Here is a 19,876-nt window from a genome sequence, read left to right as displayed (position 1 = left end):
GCCGCCCTCACCGCCGAGCGGGGCGCTGCCCGCGCGATCATAGAACCGCTTAGGCGCCGGATACCAGGATCACCCGCATCCACGCCTCGACGCGGGCCTCGTCCGCGTCGAGGCGCGAACGCAGCTCCCGCCAGAATGCCCAGCCGTCGGCGAAGTTGTGGCCGCGCCCCAGCCGCTCGCTACCCCATTTCAACGACAGCTCGGCCATGTCGTAGGCGGGGTCGCCGGTGGACGGTCGGGGATCGATGGCGTAGATCCGGTCATCGAACAGGACCAGGTTGCCGGGGTGCAGGGTGCTGTGCGTCCAGGTGTCCCCGGCGCTGTCCACCAGGTCGCGCAGCAGCGCCTTGGCGTCGGCGACCTCCTCCGGCGAGGGCGCCGCCGAGCCGTGCAGCCCGCCGCCGCGTGGTTGGTCGAGCCGCCGACCGAGCGGTACACCGAGCGATTCGAGCGGCACGTCGAGCGGCTGCCGGCCGCACCCTGCGAGGCGGCGCAGCGCGTCGGCGAACATCGGAGCGGGGATCGCCGGCTGGTGGCGCTGCCGCAGCGAGGCGCCGTCGCCGAGAAGCTCCAGCAGCATCACGGCCGATGGGCCGGCGACGCTGTCCTCCTCCCAGTAGTCGAGGACCCTCGGCCCCACGCCCGCGCGATGCATCGCCTCGAGCGCCGCCCGCTCCCGACGGCTGCGGACCACGTCCGGCGCGAGTTTGAGAACCCGGTTGGCGCCGGATACGTTCACGGTCACCACCGTGGAGGTGAGGCCGCCGGTCAGCCGTTGCCGGGGGCTCCAGTCGCGCCTGGAGAGCATGCGATCCATCAGTTCCGGAATATGGTTCACCCACTCCACGCCGTAGCGGTCGGACAGCCCCTGCCGGGTCGCGTCGTCCATGAAGTCGAAGTCGCGCAACGACGAGCCTCGACGATCGGGGCTCGCGCCCGCGAACGACGGGTCATCGCGGCCCGGGTGCGGCGCCGATGGGAACCCTCGCCGCTCACGGCCGAGCAGGGCATCGCCGATGGCCCGTCCGATGTCTGAGGCATCGCCGCCCCACAGGGCCTGACGGACCGCGCGCAGCGAATTCTCCCAGTCCGCCGAGCGCAGCTGCAGGCGCAGCTCGCTGACGTGCCCGCCGAACTGCACGTTCAGCCGGAGGTCGCGGTCGCCGTCGGGTCGCGGATCCAGAAATCCGTCGTCGAACCCCACGACGTTCAGCGCCGTCAACTCCTTGATCCGCTCCAGGGCGCGGTACAGGTCGGTGGGGTTGTCGTAACCGATCCTCACGGTCACGAGATCGACCAGCCGCGCGGCGTCGTTGTCGAACAGGTTTTCGATCTCGTCCTCGGCGCGCCGGCGGTCCTTGCGCTCGGTGGCCACCTCGCCGCCGCTCTCGGCGGCTAGGTGCTCCGAGAACCTGATCAGCAACTCCTCGGCCCCGTCCCGGCCATACGCGTCGGCATAGAGCTTGTCGAGGTACGCACCGCGGTAGGCCGCGTCGTCCTTGCGCCGCGCGTCGAAGTCGGGCTGCCGGGCGCGCTGTCCTTGCCGTCGCATAGACCGGCTGAGTTCGCGCTGCGAGGAAGAGATCTCGGCCGGAACGCCGCGCCCGGCAGGGGCCTCGGCACGGTCGCCGCGCTGGGCCTGCTCCACCGCCTCGCCCAACACGTCCAGCGCCCGCTGGTGCGTCGCCAGGCGGTCGAGCGACACCGGGTCGCCCAGTAGGGGCCGCCGCAGCTCCGGGACGTCGTGCAGCATCGTAACGAGGTCGGGGTGCCTGCCGAGCCGCTCGAGCAGCGACTCGGCGAGGATGGTCGGATGGTGGCCCGGCCCACCCCAGCTGTCCCCGAGCGCCTCCATGACCGCCGGCTCGTGCAGCAGTGCCTCGAGCCTGGCGCCCTCGGCCGGATTCAGGTCGAAAACGCGCCGCAGGTCCCGGGAGTCGGCCGCCGCGGCGATCTCGTGCGGCTCGATGCCCTCCCGGTACAGGTCGTCGAGGCGCGACGCCCGCCGTACGGACTCTTCGATCCGGCCACCGGAGCGGTCGAACTCCGCCCGGGCCCGGATGCGCCCGACCCGGGCCAGATCCTCCCCGGTGAGCGCCGGCCGCTCGGCGAAGCCGCGCACCGGCTCGGGGAGCAACTCGCGCCGCCGGGACTTCACCGGGCCATCCCCGATCAGGCCATGGCGCTCCGCGATCGCGTACGCCTCCGCCTTCGCGCGGCCACGCTCGCTCGCTGGCAGGTCCGGACGGCGTACCGCGTCGAGGAGTTCGGCAAGGCGGCCCTCGGCGTCGGGGTCCAGCGGAGCCGGCTCGCCATCGTGCCCGACGTCGCCGGGATTGGACTCGATGCCTCGGGTCTGGGAGGAATCGCGCGGTCCACGGTCGGGAACCGGCAGCTCATCCAGGCCGGTCACGGTCAGATCCGCGCCGATCTGGCGGAAGCGGAGGGCCTCCTCCGGCCTTTCCGCGAGACCGACGGCCGGTATCCCGGCGCGCCACGCCCTCAGGATGTCCGCAGAAGTGCGTCCGATCACCAGGCACTCGTCCGGAGTCACCCCGAGCCGGCTCATGGCCGAGTCGTAGAACTCTGGGTTCGCCCCCTGGTTCAGCCGGCCATGCGCGCGCCCGATGAGGTCACTGATGTGGCTGCCCAGACCACGATCCACGAGCCAATCCCTCGTCGCCTCGGTCGAGGTATCGGTGACAACCACGATCCTGGTGCCTGCCGCCGTGGCGGCCCTGATGAAATCGTCGGCCCCCGGCCGGGACTCCGCGAATCGCATGGCCCGCGCCTCGGCCGCGGAGTAGACCGCCTCCACCGCATCCCGAATCGATTCGAGACCCTCCGCCCACGGCGAACCGGTGTCGGCGCCGAGCCGGCTGAGAGTTCCGGGGCGTGAGGTCGGCTCCGAGACCTCCTCGGGCAGCGGGCCCGACAGACGCAGGACGTGATCGAGCTGGTCGCCGACGTCGCCGCCCGTCAGGCAGCGATCGGGCAGGTCGCACACAACGCCATCGAAGGCGAGGAAGACGACCTCGGCATCGGCCATCGCACTGTTCAGATCGGCGGCCGTCGGAACCTCGACGTGGGGAAGGACGACGTCGCGTAGGCGACGGACGAGAGCGTTCCGGGGCGCGCGGTCGTCCTCCGGCGTGAACCAGTCGTAACCGCTGACCCGATCCGTGCCCACGGCGAAGCCGTTGAGTGACGGATGCCGGTCCCCGTCGAGCCGCTGCTCCAGCTCCACCGGCTCGGTGACGCCCTCCCGGCGCAGCGAATCCAGGTCCGCCGCCCGTCGCCGCGAGCGGTGGAGCTCGGCGGCCAACGAGACCATCTCCGCCGGCTCCTCGAGCGACTCGTGTGCGATGTCGAAGACACGCGCGAAGGCGTAGTCATAGGCCAATTGCATCCGACCGAAGTCGTCCAGATGCCTGCCGAGGAAATCCTCGATGCTCTGCCCGGTCTCCGCGTGGTACCGCTGGTACACCCGCAACAACGCCCGAGGCAGGTCGAACCGCAACTGTGCCTGCAGCGAGGGCAGCAGGGCGTCCACCAGTGCGCGGGCGGTCTGGTGCGAATCCAGTTGGCGGCCCATCCGCTCGGCCATCCGCAGCGCGGGCCGCCAGTTGGGGTCGACGTCCTCGTGCCGCCCCTCCGCCCACGACAGAAGGTTCTCGTGAAACGTGCGGTACACCTCGTCGAACAGCCGCATCATCGTGACGGGGTCGTCGAACATCCGCTGCAACAGCCTGTCGATGTGCCGAACGCTGACCAACTGGTACGCGTGGGCGAACCAGAACTTGCCGTCGCCCCGCAGCGCACGCGCGATCTCCGCCAGTTCCTCGTTGTTGTCCCACACCTCGCGGTACAGGTCGAGGTACGGCGCAACGTCTCCGGGCTCGATCCCCTCCGGCAGCCGGACCTCGGGGTCGTGTCGGGCCCCGACCCGGCGGGGCCGCATCCCAGCGCCCGCATCGCCGCCCGCCGAGTCACCGCCTGCCGGGGCACCGCCTGCCGGGTCGCCGCCGGATGGATCGCCGTCCGGAGGTGATTCACCGGATGCGTCGCCCCCGGGGTCGTCGTCGAGCCGGGACCAGTCGTACTCGGAGATGGCCCGGCCGGCGACGGTGAGCGGGTCGGCCGACGACGAGTGCCTCAGCCGCGCGCGTTCGGCGACTCGCCGCGCAAACGCCGCCGGATCCGTGATCCCGTCCCGATGCAGGGACACGATGTCCGTCGCGCGGTCCCACGCGCGCTCGATCTCGCCGGACCGCTCGGGCTCCCCGGCGGGCCCGTGCGCCGCACGCGCGTCGGCCCAGAGCCGCTCGTAGGCCGACCCGATGCGCAGGAAGTCGGCCCTGAACTCCTCCAGGTCCTTACCCGTGTGCGCGTGGTACCGCTCGTACAGGTGCGCGAACGCCCGCGGCAGATCGAAGCGGACCAGCGCGTGCGCCGAGGGCGAGACGGCATCGGGCGCCTCCGGGTGCCGGGCCGCGTCGAACGCGACCAGCCAGTTGGGTTCGACGGCCGAGGTGTGTCCGTCCATGAACTCTCGCAGGCTGCCGCCGTACCCGGCGTCGATCGCGAGCAGCAGCGCGATCGACATCGCCCGGTGCCGGTACTCGCCGGTCTCCACCAGCTCGAGCTCGTGGCTGATCAGCCGGTGGTACTCCCGGGCGAAGTCCTGCTTGCCGTCGCCCTCCAGCCGCGCGACGAGCTCCGCCCGCTCGTTCACGACACGTGTCAGCTCGGCGTGCAGATCCCGGTACAGTGCGGCGTCGATGGCGTGCCCGTCGTAGTTGGTCACCGCCGGAACCGGGAGTTCGGCCTGCCGGTCGCGGAGCCCGGCAAAGTCGAAGTCGAGCCCGTAACGCTCACCGATCCGCTCGTAGACCGGGTCGGTCAGCAGCCCATCCGCCCGGCCCGCGACCGCCGCGGTGCTCGCCGCCGTGAACCGCGCGAGCACGGACTCGGGGGCCTCGACGGGAGGCCGGTAGGTGTCCAGCAACTCGCCGGTCGATCGCCAACCGAACTCGGGCCTGCGCTCGATGTACTCACCGAGCACCCAGGCGCGCAGCTCGCTCGGCGTCATCTCCGCGAGCCGCCGGTACTCGGCAGGCACCTCGGGCAGGTTGCGGACCAGGTGCTGGATGACCGTGTGCGCCTCGTACTCCCGCCCGTACGTCAGCCAGGCGAGGATCCTCTGCTCTTCCGCCGCGAAGTAACCGCGGCTGGCGGCCCAGGCTCGGACGTGCCCGACGACCGAATGCCAGTTCGGCTGCAGCCGGTGCAGCACCGACTCGCGCAACACCGTCGCCGCCACCGCGCCGGACGGTCGCGGCCGTCCGTGACCGTCGACCACCTGAACCAGGCTGAGATCCCGCGCGGGCAGGTAGTAGCCCCGGGCCGGATCGTTCACGAGCGCGTCCAGCTCGGCGGCGACCTCGGCGCCGAGCCGGTCCCGCGCCGAGGTCGGGTCCTTGGGCACCAGCCGCGCCCACCCGTCCCGCACGAGTCGCGCGGCGTCCGATCCGAGGGTGCCCTCGACCGCCGCCTCGGTGACCAGTTGGGTGAGCACGTCGAGGTGACCCGTCGCGGGATCGACCTCGGCCGGACGCGCCAACCCGGCCGGGTCCAGCGGGTCCACGCCGTCCAGGTCCGGCCCCGCGCCGAAGTCGTCCGCGTAGGAGCGGATGGCTTCGCTCAGCCGCTTTACCGCTAGGGCGGCGTCCGGGTCGCTTACGTACCCGGACGAGCGCGCCGCGTCCATGTGGCGCGCAACCTCGGACGCCAGGCCGTCGATCCGGTCCAGGACGGCGAGCTGCTCCGCGAACCGGTCGGGGTCCCCGACCAGCGCGCCCCGCGCCCGGTCGACCAGCCCGTCCACCTGGTCCAGCAGGCTCCACCCGAACGCGCGCTCCAGGTCGGACCGGCTGCTCGTCTGCACAGCCGAGGAGAACGCGTCGGGGCCGGGCTGCGCCGGGAGCCCACCGGTCGAAGGCTCCACCGTCGGGTTGGCCGGCTCGGGGCCGTAGGGCCCGTCACCCAGGGGCTGGTCGTCGTGGACGCCGAGACCGGGGGCCACGCTGACCCGGTCGGGGGGACCGTGCGCCCGGTCGACCAGGTCGTGCAGGTGATCGAGCGGGCCGGGCCGGAGGCCGTGCCGCGCAATGGGCGCCGTCCACGGGGCCGCGTCGGGACCGGGCTGGGACTCGATCGTGGAAGGGCCGTCGACCGGATCGGTCTCGTCGAGGTGGTCGGCGCGGCCGGCGCCGGGTTCGGGGTCCGGGTCCTCGCCGTCCGGCTCGCCCGTCCCCGGGCGGCCGGAGCCGTCGCGCCCACCCGAGTCTCCATCGCCACGACCCCCAGAGGTCACATCCCCGGCGCCATGCGGTTCGGGCGCCCCGCCTCCACCCGGGCGTGGGCCACCCGAGGGCCCCGGCCTCGGCGACCCGCCGGTATCCCCACCGTCCGAGCCGTCGTCCGGATGCTTATCTGCGAACCCGCGGCGGACGGCCCTATCACCCCCGTCGTCCGGGTGCGGGGGCATGTCAATGAGCGGGCTCGACACGGCGGAGCGTCTGGTTCCGGAACCACTGGCGGACTGGCCATCCCCTTCGCCATCGTGCCCAGGGTCCGCGCTACCGTCCCCCCCGTCCGGGCCCGTCGCGCTGGACACCCGGACCGCCCCCATGGCCACCGCGTCACTATCGACGGGATGGCCGGACGTCGCGTCGGGTTCCTCCTCGCCGTGCTGATCGGGAAGGGGCGCGTTGGCGTCCGCGGGCGACGTAAGCGATGGGCGAGACTCCGGGTCGCCGTCTCGGTCCCAGGCCACCGGAGAATCCGGCTCTTGACCGGTTCGCGGGTTGGACCAGGTGGACAGCCGCTCAAGTCGGAGGAGGTGAGTTCGCACCGAGTCCCCGCCCAGTGCTCCGGCGACTCCCGCTTGGTAAGTCCGCGCTGGATCAAGGCCGAGCGACCTGGCCAGCTGGTATTCGGCGGTCACGTCCGTGCCGAACAGTGCGGGATCGTCGGTGCTGATGGATATCGCGACCCCGGCGGCGGTCAGCACGCGCAACCGCTGCGCGAGATCGTCGTGATCCCGTACCGTACCTGTGCGAAGGTTCGAGGTCGGACAGACATCGAGGACCACGCCCCGCCTGGCAAGCTCGGCCATCAACCGCAGGTCCTCGCTTGCCCTGATGCCGTGTCGGATCCGAGCCGGGTCGACCGACAGCGCATCCCAGATCGAAGCCGGCCCAACGGCTTCGCCGGCGTGTGGCACCACCCCTAATCCGCCGTCCGCCGCGATCTGGAACGCGGTGGCGTAGGCCGACACCGGTCCCCTGGTCTCGTCACCCCCGATCCCGATGCCCACGACGCCTCGGTCGCGGTACCTGACCGACTGGCGAGCCGCTGACTGTGCCAGGTCCACCGGTGCGCCCCGATATATCTCCGGAGTCAGGCGAATGATTACCCCGTAACGCTCCGCGGCCTCGGGTATCGCTGCGGTGTATCCGTCGAACATCTCTTCCCACGGGATGCCGTCTTGATACGCACCGACCGGGGAGAAGATGCCTTCGATATATACGACGCCGTGTGCCGCTGCTTCCTGCGCATAGTCCAGCAGGATCTGCCGGAAGTCGGCTTCATGTTGAAGTACCTGCGTAACCTGGCGCCACACCTGGATGAAATGCGGGAAGTCCCGAAACCGGTACAGCTCGTGCAGACCCTCCACAGTATTGACAGGTAGCGCTATTCGATTGCGGTCGGCGATGTCCAGTAGCGTGGCCGGCCGCACGGTGCCCTCGATGTGTACGTGCAGCTCGATCTTGGGCTCATTCGTGAACACATGCTGGCTTTTCTGGATGTCCACGGCGCCCTCGTGCGGGTCGCTGAGCGGATTCGGCCGGGCTGACCGGTTGTCGCCGTGGTCGACGGGAATCGCGTGGACGACCCCATCGCCGCCCGAGTCGCCGGCATCCGGTGGACGCCGGCCCCGCACGTCGCCGGCGGTCGACGAGGGATCTGCACTCGGACCACCGTCGCCGGGGCGCGAGTAAGGCCCGCGCCGCGGGCCCCCACCGGAATCCCCATCGTCCGGGCCGCCGTCCGGGTGCTCATCCGCGGGCCCGCCACCGGTATCCCCACGCCCACCCGAGTCTCCGTCGCTACGACCGCTGGAGGCCACATCCCCGACGCCGGGCGCCCCACCTCCACCCGGCCGTGGACCACTCGAAGGCCCCGGCCGCGGCGACCCGCCGGTGTCCCCGCCGTCCGGGTCGTCGTCCGGGTGCTCATCCGCGGACCCGCCACCGGAGGAGTCCCCGCCGCCGTGCCCCGCGTCGGCGTCCATATCCGCGGTCTGGGGGAGACCGAGCCGGTCGCGTACGAAGTTCATGACGCTGGTCTGGATCTGCTGCGCTTCACTGACCGACTGATGGTCGGCGTTGTGACCACCATCGAACATGAGTGGTTTGAGCGTTTCCCCGGAAACGCCCGCGCGCGCCGCCCGATCCAGGAAAACCTCGTTCTGCCATACCGGACAACGCGCGTCGTTCCGGTTGTAGATGAAAAGTATCCGGGCATCCGGCCGAATGTTCGCCACGTGCTCCGCCGGCGAACCGGCCTTCCATGCCTCGGGATTGTCCCGCGGTAGCCCTCCATAGCGGTTGATGAACATGTCGTGCAGTTCGCTTCTGGCATCGATGATGAAGTGGGCCGGGCTGGCAATCGGTGCGAGAGCGACGATCGTGTCGAGCAGTTCTGGATATTTGGTAGCCAGGAGGAGATTGATGTAGCCCCCGTATGATCCCCCCAGGCCGGCCATCCGGTGAGGGTCGACGTTGTATCGTTGACTGCCCTCTTCAGACTTGAGATACCTGATCACCGCCGCGACGTCCTCGGGCTCCACGACGCCGCTGTGACCGTAGTTGGCATCCCGCCACGCGTTCCCATTGCCGAGCGAACCGCGGTAGACGGGATACACCATCTGACAGCCCAGCCTCAAATATCCCGCGCCGATCGGTTCGTCACCGACTCGAATCCGGGGGCCGCCGTGCGGGACGAAGATGGTCGGATACCCTCCCGGAGGAGGCGGCGTCGACGGTTTGACGATGAGCGCGGGAACGGGACCAGCCGGCCCGTCAACGAAGATCTCCTCATACGTCAGACCCTCCAATCCCGGATCCGGGGGAGGCAATGTCCCACCGTCGTCGGACCCTCGATAACGCCAGTAATGCCTCAACGACCCCCACGAGTACGCCACCCTGCCGTCCGCCTCGACGCGGACCTCATTGATAGTCCCGGGGGGCGTCGGGACCCTTGACAGGGCACCGGTGGAAACCTCGAGCCGATAAAGAACCGTATTGGGGCCGTCGTCGAACGCGAACACCACGTGCCGCCCCGTCGGGTCCCACCGAGCGAGCATGTCGTAATGGTCGATCGCCCAACGATTCGCCAACTCACCCGGAACATCGATCGGCAGACGCGTTTCCTCGCCGGAGGCCACATCCCAGATCAGCAACGACCGGCGACCCCGCTCGTCCTCATACTGCACCAACAGCCGCTCGTCAGCAGTAACCGGCGAGAATTCGATGGGGACGACCTCTTTGCCATAGCCGTGATCCAACACGACGGCCGGATTGTCGCCGGAATCCCCGGACAAGCGGATCACCCGCGTCTGAGGACGCTCCGCATCGGCGTGATAGGAGGATTCCTGGAACGCCACGAACCTCTCATCCGCGGAGAGCGAGCGCACGATCGCGGGCTGGTCCGAATCCCACAGCGATCTGGGGACACCGTCCGGCGAGACCACGACGACCTCGTAATGTTGCGCCCGACTGATACCCGCGACCGTTACGGTGTCCCCCACCGCAATACCCTGCGTGAAGTGCGCCGACGATAAATCGGCCGCCGCAGCGGAAGGGTCGGCGACAGACGTCACCAGATGATCATCGCCAGGAGCGCTGTCGAACGGCTGCTCACGCCACCAGCCCGTCTCACCGCCGACCGGATCGTCGAACCACAGCACCCGGTGACCATCGGGGGAAAGCGCGAAGTAGTTCACCCCGTGCGGCTGATCCGTCAGCCGCGTCATCGTGCCTGCTTGCTTATCCCAGGCATACACCTGCCGACCGAACAAAAACGCCGACCGACCTGGGTTACGTGACGCCGAAGTCAACCAACCAGCCCCAGGTGGCGGCTCCACCCCGTCCGGGCCGGACTCGCCCCGCGGCGGGGCGTCACCGGGCCCGGTCTCCGCAGGGGGCTCGACGTCAGCGGGCCGGCTCCCATCCGCACGACCGTCGCCGGGCTCGCGGTCCGGGTCCTCGCCCTCGGGCTCGCCCGTTCCCGGGCCCCCGGAGCCGTCACGCCCGCCCGAGCCCCCGCGACCACCGGAGGCCGCATCCCCGGCGCCGGACGTCTCCGGTGCCCCACCTCCACTCAAGCGCGGACCAGTCGAAGGCCCGCGCCGCGGGCCTCCACCGGAATCCCCATCGTCCGGGCGGTCAGGCTGGTCGTCGTCCGGGTTCTCGTCTGAACCGGCGTCGGGAGAGCCCGGGTCATCCACCGGCTCATCGCCCGGAATCCCCGCATCGCCCAAAGTCTCGGCGCCGCCCGGGATGTCGCGGTCGGGCACCTCGTCGCCAGGAACTTCGACGTCACCGAGTTCGACCACGGACGACTGGTCCGGCTCGCGCCGATCGAACAGCCGCGGAACCCTCGTTACCGCCGGTTCGTGCCGGGCGAAGTGCACGTCGAACACGCGGCCGGACTTCGGGTCGATCCAGCGGGTCCCGACGGTGCGCCAATCACCGTCCTCGGGTGTCACGTCTATCCGCTTGAACTTTCGCAACAGAAGACTGTCCATCCGGTACTGGACGTCGGCGAGGAAGTCCTTGTCGGACACCTGGACGACGTAGCGCATCGTCACCGGCGTGTCCCGGGCGACGTCCTCCCACGGCCGTTCCGTCGCGCCGAGCGCGATGGCCGCGGCCAGTCTCCGCTTGTAGACCTCGTCGGGCTCGACCGTGGTCCCCCAGCCGGACATCAGCTCACCGCGGCGCTGACCGATGCCGCCGGACGTCAGGGCCAGCCGGATGGCGGGGTCGGCGGCTCTCGCCGCGGCCAGATCCCGATCGGCGTAAGCCGCCGGCTCGTCGGTCAGCTCGGCCTCGCCGTTGGGCGACGGCCACTCGACCACCGCCCGAGCGCCGGAGTCCTCGTCACCGTCCGGGACCTCATCGAGCTGACCCGCGGGATCGGACGGGTGCCACCCGTCCGCCCCGAACCCCTCGACGATTTCCGGAACGTCGGGCACCGGCGCGCCGCGAGCAACCACGTGCAGGTCGAAGGTCGGCCAACCCTGCGTGTGGCGCCAGCGGGCGCTCACGGTGCTGCCATCATCGCCGTCCGGCCACGCCGTCTCCTCGTAGCCCCGCACGATCAGGTGTTCCCTCAACCGTTGGAGGTTCGCCTCGAATCCCTCCGGAGGCAGGTCGACGACGTAGCGCAGCGCCGGCTCCGTGCGGTTGGCGACGTCCTCCCACGGCCGACCCGGATCCGCCGCGTCGAGGGCATCGGCCAACCGTCCCCGATAGGCATCCTGCGCCTCGACCGTGTCATCCCAGCCGGGGACCGGCTCGGCGCCACCGCGGCGCAGGATCGAAATGATCGTCTGGTCATTCTCCCAGGCGGTGACCAGCTTCGCGCCCGCCAGCGCGTTCGGCCCGAGGGCCAGCGTGCGCCGGCCATCCGTCCAGCCGCCGTCGTCCTCGGGCCGGGCGCCGGCGGGCCCGTCCGGGTGAGGCTCGGCCGCCGGCGATCCGTCCGATCCATCCGGTGCGGCATCGGCCAGCCCCGGGATCCACCGCACGAAGTCTCCACGCTCGGCCACGTGGATGTCGAAGACCTCGCCCGCGGCCGGGTCCCGCCAGCGGCTGCCGGTGGTCTCCCAGTCGTCCTCCTCCTGGACCACGTCGATCCGCTCGAACCCGCGCAGGACGAGCTGGTCGGCCAGGTGCTGGACGTCGCCGCCGGGCACACCGACGACGTACGGCTGGATCCGGGGGACGACATCGAGCGAGGCCCCGGGCTCCGCCGTGACCATCGCCTCGGTCGCCCGACCCCGGTAGCTGTCGGGCGACTCCATCGTCTGTTCCCACCCGGGAAGGATCTGCCCGCCGGCATCGCGGATGGCCGCCCGAACCTTCCCATCACGGTGGGCGGCGAGCTGCCTCGCCCGCTCCGCGTACCGGACGGCCTCATCCGGACCGACCAGCTCCGCGATCGCCCGCACCGGTGTGCCGCGCTCGGCGACGTGTAACTCGAATTCGCGGCCGCTCGTGCGATCCCACCACCGGGTGCCGAACGTGGGTACGCCGGTCTCCCGATTGATCGCTGGCACCCGCTCATATCCGAGTCGGCGCAACCGGCCCAGCAACGCGTCGAGGTTGTCGGCGAAGCCCTCGGCGGGCACATCGACGACGTACCGCAGCAGCGGCCCCGACTCCACGCCGATCTCCGACAGCGATCGCCAGGACCCGGCCTTGGTGACCGCCGCCAGGAAACGCTTGCGGTAGGCGTCCAACTGCTCCACCGTCTGTTCCCAGCCGGGCAGCAGCCGCGCTCCCGCATTCAGGATGGCGTGGGTGACCCTTCCATCGACCACACGCGCATCGTCCATCGCCGCATCGGCGTGGGCCTCGTACCCACGCCAGTCGACGAGGTCCGATATCAGCCCGACGGCTTCATCGCGGGCACGGACGTGAATGTCGAACACGCGACCGGTGCGGGGATCGCACAGGCGGCTGACCGGATAATGTTCGCCGCCGTCGGCGGCGCGTACCGGTACCCACTCGTAGCCCCGCTCGATCAGCTGGGTCGACAGCCGCCGAGCGTTGTCATCGAGATGCTCCTCGGGCAGCACGATGACGTACCGCCGGATGGCGGGCGTCCGCGCGACCACGTCCTGCCACCGGGTCTCCGGCCCGGCGCCGTCGATGGCGTCGGCCAACCGGGAGCGGTAGTCGTCCGGGTGCTCCACGACCTCTTCCCAGCCGGGCGCCGGCTCACCGCCGACGGCCCACATGGCCGCCCTGACATCGGAGTCGCCCTCGGCGGCCTCGCGCAGCTCGGCGCCCGCGGCCCTGTCCTGCTCCCCGGTCAGGTGGCTGCGCCCGTCCGTCCACCCCGATTCGGGCACCGGCCCGCCATCGTCGACCAACGACGGGACCGACCACACCACTCGCCCGCGCTCGGCGACATGCACCTCAAACTGGCGCCCGTCCGGCGTGCGCCACAAGGAACCCTCGCTGACCCAATCGCCCGCCGCCCGATGCCCGGGGACCTCCTCGAACCCCCACGACGTCAGGAAGCCGTGCACACCATCGACATCGTCGCCGGCCACGACGTACCGCTGCACCACCCTGATGTCGGGAACGGCCGGCTCTGAGGCCGACTCGGGATCGCGAACCGACTCGGCATCGCCAAGCACCGCCCACCGCCGCAGGTACGCGTCCGCGGTCTCCACCGTCCGCTGCCAGCCCGGCACCGGCTGGGCGCCACCGAGCCCGAGGGCCATCCGGACGTCCTCGTCGAGAGCGGCCGCCCTCCGCAGCTCCGCTGCGGCCAGTGCGGTCTGCTCGCCGTCCAGCTCGAACTCGCCGTCGCGCCAACCCCACTCGCCCACCGACCCGCCGCCGTCGAATCCACCGGCCGGACGCGCCTCGACCAACGACCCGTCCGGCTCGCTCCGGACCTCGACGTAGTCCGGAATCGTCGCCACCGCATCGTCCTGCCAGGCGAGGTGTACGTCGAAGACCTGCCCGGTGTCCGGGTCACGCCATCGGGTCCCGATGCCGGACTGTTCCCCTCGGGGGCGTAGCGCTATCCGTTCGTAGCCGAGCGAGGTCAGGATGCCGGCCAACCGGTGGACGCTGGCGGGGCTGGCTCCCTCAGGGGAATCGACGACGTAGCGGAGGCCCACCCGCGCCTCTTCGAGGACCTCCTCCGGCGACCGCATCGGTGCGGCACGGCGCACTGCCTCGTCCAGCCGCCGCAGGAACACCTCCCGCGGCTCCACCGTTACGCTCCAGCCCGGCTTCAGGCGTAACCCGTGGGATCCGAGGGTCAGCCGGATGGTCTGGTCGACCGTCTCTGCCTGGGTCCGCTTCGTCGCGACGGGGTCCTCGCCGTCGTCGAAAACGCCACCGTCGTCGGCCACGCCATCGCCGCCGGAGTCCCCGCCGCCGGCCGCGTCTGCGCCACCGGCGGGACCGTGCGCGGCCGGATCGTGCCCCGCTGAGTCCTCGGGGGCCGGACCATCCGGATGGGAAGCACCATCGGCCGTGGACTGTTCCGGAGCGCCCTCGCCCTCGGATTCGGATTCAGCCTCGGGGTGGGCATCGCCCTCGGGGTGGGCATCGCCCTCGGGGTGGGCATCGCCCTCGGGGTGGGCATCGCCCTCGGGGTGGGCATCGCCCTCGGGGTGGGCATCGTCCTCGCCCCGCAGCAGCGGCCCGAGGTCCGGGTGGCGCCAGCCGCCGTCCGCGGGCACGCCGCCCGGCTCGCCATCGGGCACGAGCCGCAGCTCGAAAACCTGATTGGTATGCGTGTCGACCCAGAGAGACTCGGTGGAGTACCGGTCCGGCCCCTCGGGGCTTACCGGCTCGAAGCCTCGCTGGGGAAGGGCGTCGACGAACTCCCGAACGTTGTGGTCGAATCGATCCGCCCGCAGCCCGACGACGAACCGCAGCTCCACCCGCGCATCGCGGACCGCACCGATCTCGTCAGGCATCGACCCGGCTGCGGTGATCGCCGCCGCCAGGCGCCGCTTGAACCGGTACCGGGGCTCCACCCGGCCGTTCCAGTCGGGTCGCTCCGGGTCCGGGAGCAGGCGGCCACCGGCATCGGTGACCGCGTCGCCCATCCGGGCATCGGTGAGGTACGCGTGCTCCAGCAGGGTCCCGGCGTAGTCGTTGTCGGTCGGCGACAGCGTCAGCCCGGCCCCGGACCAGCCCGGCGCGCCGACCGGCTCGGACTCGTCGACCAATGTCGGGATCTCGTCCGGCGACGGCTCGTACACGTCGTCGACCAGGTGCACGTCGAAGACCAGGCGGGTCTGCGGGTGGCGCCAACGGGTACCCACCGTGGCCGCGTAGCCCTCCTGGCGCACGGGTATCTCCTCGTACCCCCAGGCACGAAGGTGGGCCCTCATGCCCTCGGCGTCGCCTTCGGAGCCCTCGACCAGCAGGTCGACCACGTATCCGATGCGAATATGCTGCTCCGTCGCGACGTCCTGCCACGGGCGCTCCGGCCCGGCGTCACCTATCGCGTCGGCCAGCCGTCGCCGGAAGTCGTTCAGCGGCTCCACCGGAACGCTCGACTCCAACACCCTCCCGTGGACGCCGAGTGCCGGCGCGAGCTCCGCGTTCAACGCGTGGGCGGCGATCCACCTGCTCCTCGCATGCTCGTCCTGCTCCCCGGTGAGCACGCGCCCGCCGCCGGACCAGCCCGGTGCCGTTCCGGCAACCTCGTCGGCCGGGGCCTCGGCCGCGACCGGGGCTTCGGCCGGAACGTCCGGCTCGGGTCGGGCGTCGTCCAACTCCTGGATCCTGCGCACTTTTCCTTCCGGGGCGAAGTGCACGTCGATGATCTGCCCGGTACCCGACTCTCGTTCCCGCCAGCGGGTGCCGACCGAGTCCCAGTCGCCCTCCACCCGGCGCACCGGAACCTGCTCGAACCCCAGGTTCCTCAGCGCCTGCATGATGCCCTCGACGTTCCACATGAAGGACTGGCGCGGCAGGTCGATGACGTATCGCATGCGGACGTAGGTGTTCTCGGCGACGTCGTCCAACGACTCGTCGTCCCCCGCCGCCTCGATAGCCGCGGCCAACCGCCGCGAGTAGACGTCCCTCGGCTCTATCCTCTGGTTCCAGCCGTCCGCCAGGTGTGGCCTGAACGGGCGGATGCCCCCCATGACCAACTCGTCGATGGCATCGGCGAGGTAGTAGTTGTCGTCGGCGAGCTCCTGGTGCTCGTCGTGCAGTTCACCGCCGTCCGGACCGTCCCATCCGTTCGCCGGTTCGGCGTCCCGGGCCTCCATCCGGGCCCAGAGCTCGTCGTCGCTGAGCTCCGGCTCAGGCTCGTCGGAGAAGTGCTCCATGGGCGGCACGTACTGACCGTGCGCGGAGAGGTACAGGACGACGACCTGGCCGGTGTCCGGGTCACGCCATGGGCCGTCGTAGGGGACGCCGTCCTCGGGCGGGGAGACCCGCTCGTACCCCTGCTCCCTCAGGCCCTTCATGAGCCGCGCGGCGCGGGTGGAGTAATCCTCGGCGGGCAGGCCGACGAAGTGCCGCACGACCACGTCCGACTCGCCGGCGACCGCGCGCCAGTCGCGCCCCGGCTCCGCGGCGATCGCCGCCGCCAACCGCTTCCGGAACTCGTCCGGCGACTCCATCACCTCTTCCCGGCCGGGCAGCAGGTCTCCGCCGGCATCGCGGATCGTCGCGGTGAATCGGGAAGCCGACTCGCCGGCGGTCTCCAGCCGCTCGTCGGCATAGCTGGCCTCGTCGACCGTCAGCGCCAGCCGACCGTGGGACCAGCCCCAACCGCTCGCCGGATCCCCGGCCGGGACCTCACCCTCGGGCCGGTCGGCGTCTCGAGTGGATACGGACTCCCCCTCCGGCCCCTGCCGATCGACATCGATCAGCTCCGGAACGCGGGTCACGAGCTCTCCCCGCCGTCCAAAGTGGAGCTCGAAGACCTGGCCGCTGCCCGGCTCGCGCCAGCGGGTCCCCACCGTCGCCCAGTCGCCCTGCTCGGGGCGTACCGGGACCCATTCGTAGCCCTGCGCGACCAGGTTGCGGATCAGGTGCGGGACCTCCTCGTCGAAGCCCTCGGCGTCGACCCCGACGACGTGCCGGATCCCGACCGTGGTCCGCTCGGCGACATCGGCCAGGGTGCTGTCGTCCCTCGCGTGGAATGCCTCGCGGAAGCGGTCGATGTAGGCCTTCGGCGGCTCCACCGGCGCGTCCCAGCCGGCGTGGAGCGGCTCCAGGCCCAGACCGTCGAGGGTCGAGGCGATGTCCTTCCCGGCCGCCTGCGCACGTGTCGCTATTGCCGCGGCCTCGTCGACGCACGACTGCTCGTCGATCAGCTCCGGGATCTCCACCACCGGCTGCCCACGCCGGACGAAGTGCACATCGAACGGTTCGGTGATGGCGCGCCGCCAGCGAAGGCTCACCGTGGCCGAGTCACCGTCTCCGCGCCGTGACGGCACCACGCGATTCTCCTGCGCGAACAGGCTCTCCACGACGCGCCTGACCTTCGCGTCGAAGTCCTCGGCCGGCAGTTCGACCACGTACTGCCGGCGGACCGGCGTCTCGCCCAGGACGGTCTCCACCGAGGAATGAAACGGCTCCGCGGTGGTGATCGCGTCGAGGAAGCGCTTCCGGTAGCTGTCCGCGTCCTCCACCGTGTCGTCCCAGCCGAACGCCAGGGCCCCGCCGGCCTCGCGAATGGCGGCGATGGTCTGCGCGTCGACGGCGCGAGCGCGCTTGAGCTGGGATTCGATGTGCTTGTCGAGGCCGCGCCAGTCGACCAGGTCCGCCACCCGCGTATCCCCGCCGCGCCGCACCTGGTGGACGTCGAAGACCTGACCCGTCTCGGGATCGCGCCAGCGGGTGCTGGTCACCCCGCGAGCGGAGAGGCTCACCGCGCGCCGGGCCGGTATCACCTCGTACCCCAACCCCACCAGGTATTGGACCAGGCGCAGTTGCTGTTCGCCGGAAGCGTCCTCCTCCGGCGGGTGGACGATGTACCGCTGCGCCACGGGCGTCCGCGCGGCAATGTCCTGCCACCCCGGCCCCGGCTCCGCGTCCTGGACGGCGTCGGCCAACCGGGCCCGGTACTCGTCCGCGGACTCCACCGTGCCCCGCTCGCTGGCGCCCGGCTCCCAGCCAAGGTCCCGGAGATCATCCAAAACCTTGGAGTCCAGCTCGTCGGCGACCGTCACCGCGGCAGCGGCGTGCCTGTCCTGCTCCCCGGTCAGCTCGCGGTGTCCGTCGGACCACCCGGACTCGAGCACCGGCCCGCCGTCACCGAGCAGCTCCGGGACCCACGGCACCGTCCGCCCGCGCTCGACGAAATGCACCTCGATCAGCCGGCCGTCCGCCGCCCACAACGAACCCTCGCTGCCCCAGTCGCCCGTCGCACCGCTGTCCGGCACCTCCGTGAAGCCCCACAGGGCGAAGGCGTTTCGCACCCCGTCGGCCTCGTCGCCGGACACCCCCACCACGTACCGCTGCGCCGCGGCCGGCTCACCGGCGGACTCCTGCGCCGGTTCACCGTCCGGGTGCCGCGTCAGCCGCCGCAGGTACGCGTCGGAGGGTTCCACCGTCCGGCGCCAACCGGGCAGCAACTCCCCGCCGCCAACCCCGATGGCCATCCGCACGTCACGGTCCAGGCCGGTCGCCGCCGCCAACTCCTCGGTGGCGCGCCCGACCCGCCCGGCGGTCAGCGCGGACTCGCCGTCGGACCAACCCCAGTCGCCCGCGGCCCCGCCACCCGTGGCTTCCGGCGTGTGCTCCATTTCCATGTCGGGTGGAAACTCACGAAGGTCTGGGATCCTCTCGACGGATGTTCCACGCCCGATGACATGGACATCGAGGTTCTGGCCGGTCGCCGGGTCGTGCCATCGGCTACCCAGGGTCTTCAAGTCCCCGGGCCCATGCCAGACCGGCGTCACCTCTAGCCGCTTGTACCCCAGCCCGGCCAGATGGTCGTACAGCCGCCGGCCGTAGAGGCGATGGTCCTCGTCGGGCACGGAGACCACGTACCGCTGGCGCACCCGCGCTCCGTCGAGGGCGTGCGGTCCCGGCCGCCCAGGCGCTGTGGCGAGCCGCCGCAGGAGCACCTCCGCCGGCTCCACCGTGGCCTCCCACCCCGGGACCAGGTGCCCGTCGCTGTTCGCGATGGCCGATCGGATGTCTCCGTCGAGCGCCTTCGCGGCGACCAGCTTCGCGCCGAGCGGCCCCTCCTCGCCATCGTCCGAGGTGCCGCCATCACCCGCGGCCCCACCGCCGGAATCCCCGGCGCCGCCGGCATCCCCGCCACCGGCAGGCACCGGGCCACCGCCGGCATCGTCAGCGCCGCCGCCATGGTCACCGGCGCCGCCCGGGTGACCGCCGTCCTGGGGATCCCCACCATCGGGCCGGCCTTCCCCGGCGGGCGGCCCTTCCGGCCCGGGCTCGTCGCGCAGTTCCGGGACCCATGGCACGGATTCTCCACGCCGGGCAAAGTGCACCTCGAAGGTCCGGCCGTCCGGGGTGCGCCACCGGGTACCCGTGGTGTTCCACTCGCCCTCGGCCTGGTCCACGGCCACCTGCTCGTACCCAAAGTCGCCGAGGCGGGTCTTCACCTCCGTCACGCCGGCATCGAAATCCATGCGGGAGACCCAGACGACGTGCCGCACCACGACATCCGTCTGCCGCGCGACGTCCTCCCACGGCCGATCGGGCTCGGCTCCGCGGATCGCGCCGGCCAGCCGCCTCCGGTACACATCGGGGGGCTCCACCGAGCCGCGCCAGCCCGGTGCCGTGCCCGCTCCGCCGAGCCCGGTGGCTATGGTCACGTCCACGTTGAGGCGATAGGCGGCCCTCAGCTGCTCGCGCGCGTAGTCGGCCTGCTCATCCAACGGCCCAAGCGCTCCGAGCGGCCGGTCCGCCACCAAGAACTCGTTGGGAGTGGGTTCACGAAGCTTACCCATCCCGCGCCACGGGACTTGCGAGCCCTCCGGTGCGGGGCGCTCGACCAGTTCGGGGACCTCCGGCACGTGCTGACCGCGCCGCACGAAGTGCACCTCGAA

1 protein-coding gene (running past one end of the window) is annotated in these 19,876 nt (G+C 71.2%); it reads right to left on the bottom strand.

The features are described 5' to 3' along the window. Positions 1–49 precede the first annotated feature (49 nt). Positions 50–19,876 carry the end of an adenosine deaminase gene (gene add, locus ABEA87_RS19970; RefSeq protein WP_345631593.1) on the bottom strand. Its footprint extends 34,701 nt past the window's final position, so 19,827 of the gene's 54,528 nt are visible here — the last part of the coding sequence; its start codon lies beyond the right edge, outside the window; it ends in the stop codon at positions 50–52.

The sequence above is a fragment of the Rugosimonospora acidiphila genome (assembly GCF_039543385.1).
GTDB lineage: Bacteria > Actinomycetota > Actinomycetes > Mycobacteriales > Micromonosporaceae > Rugosimonospora > Rugosimonospora acidiphila.
Note: the sequence above shows the minus strand (reverse complement) of the source record. Positions and strands in the feature narration are given on the sequence as shown.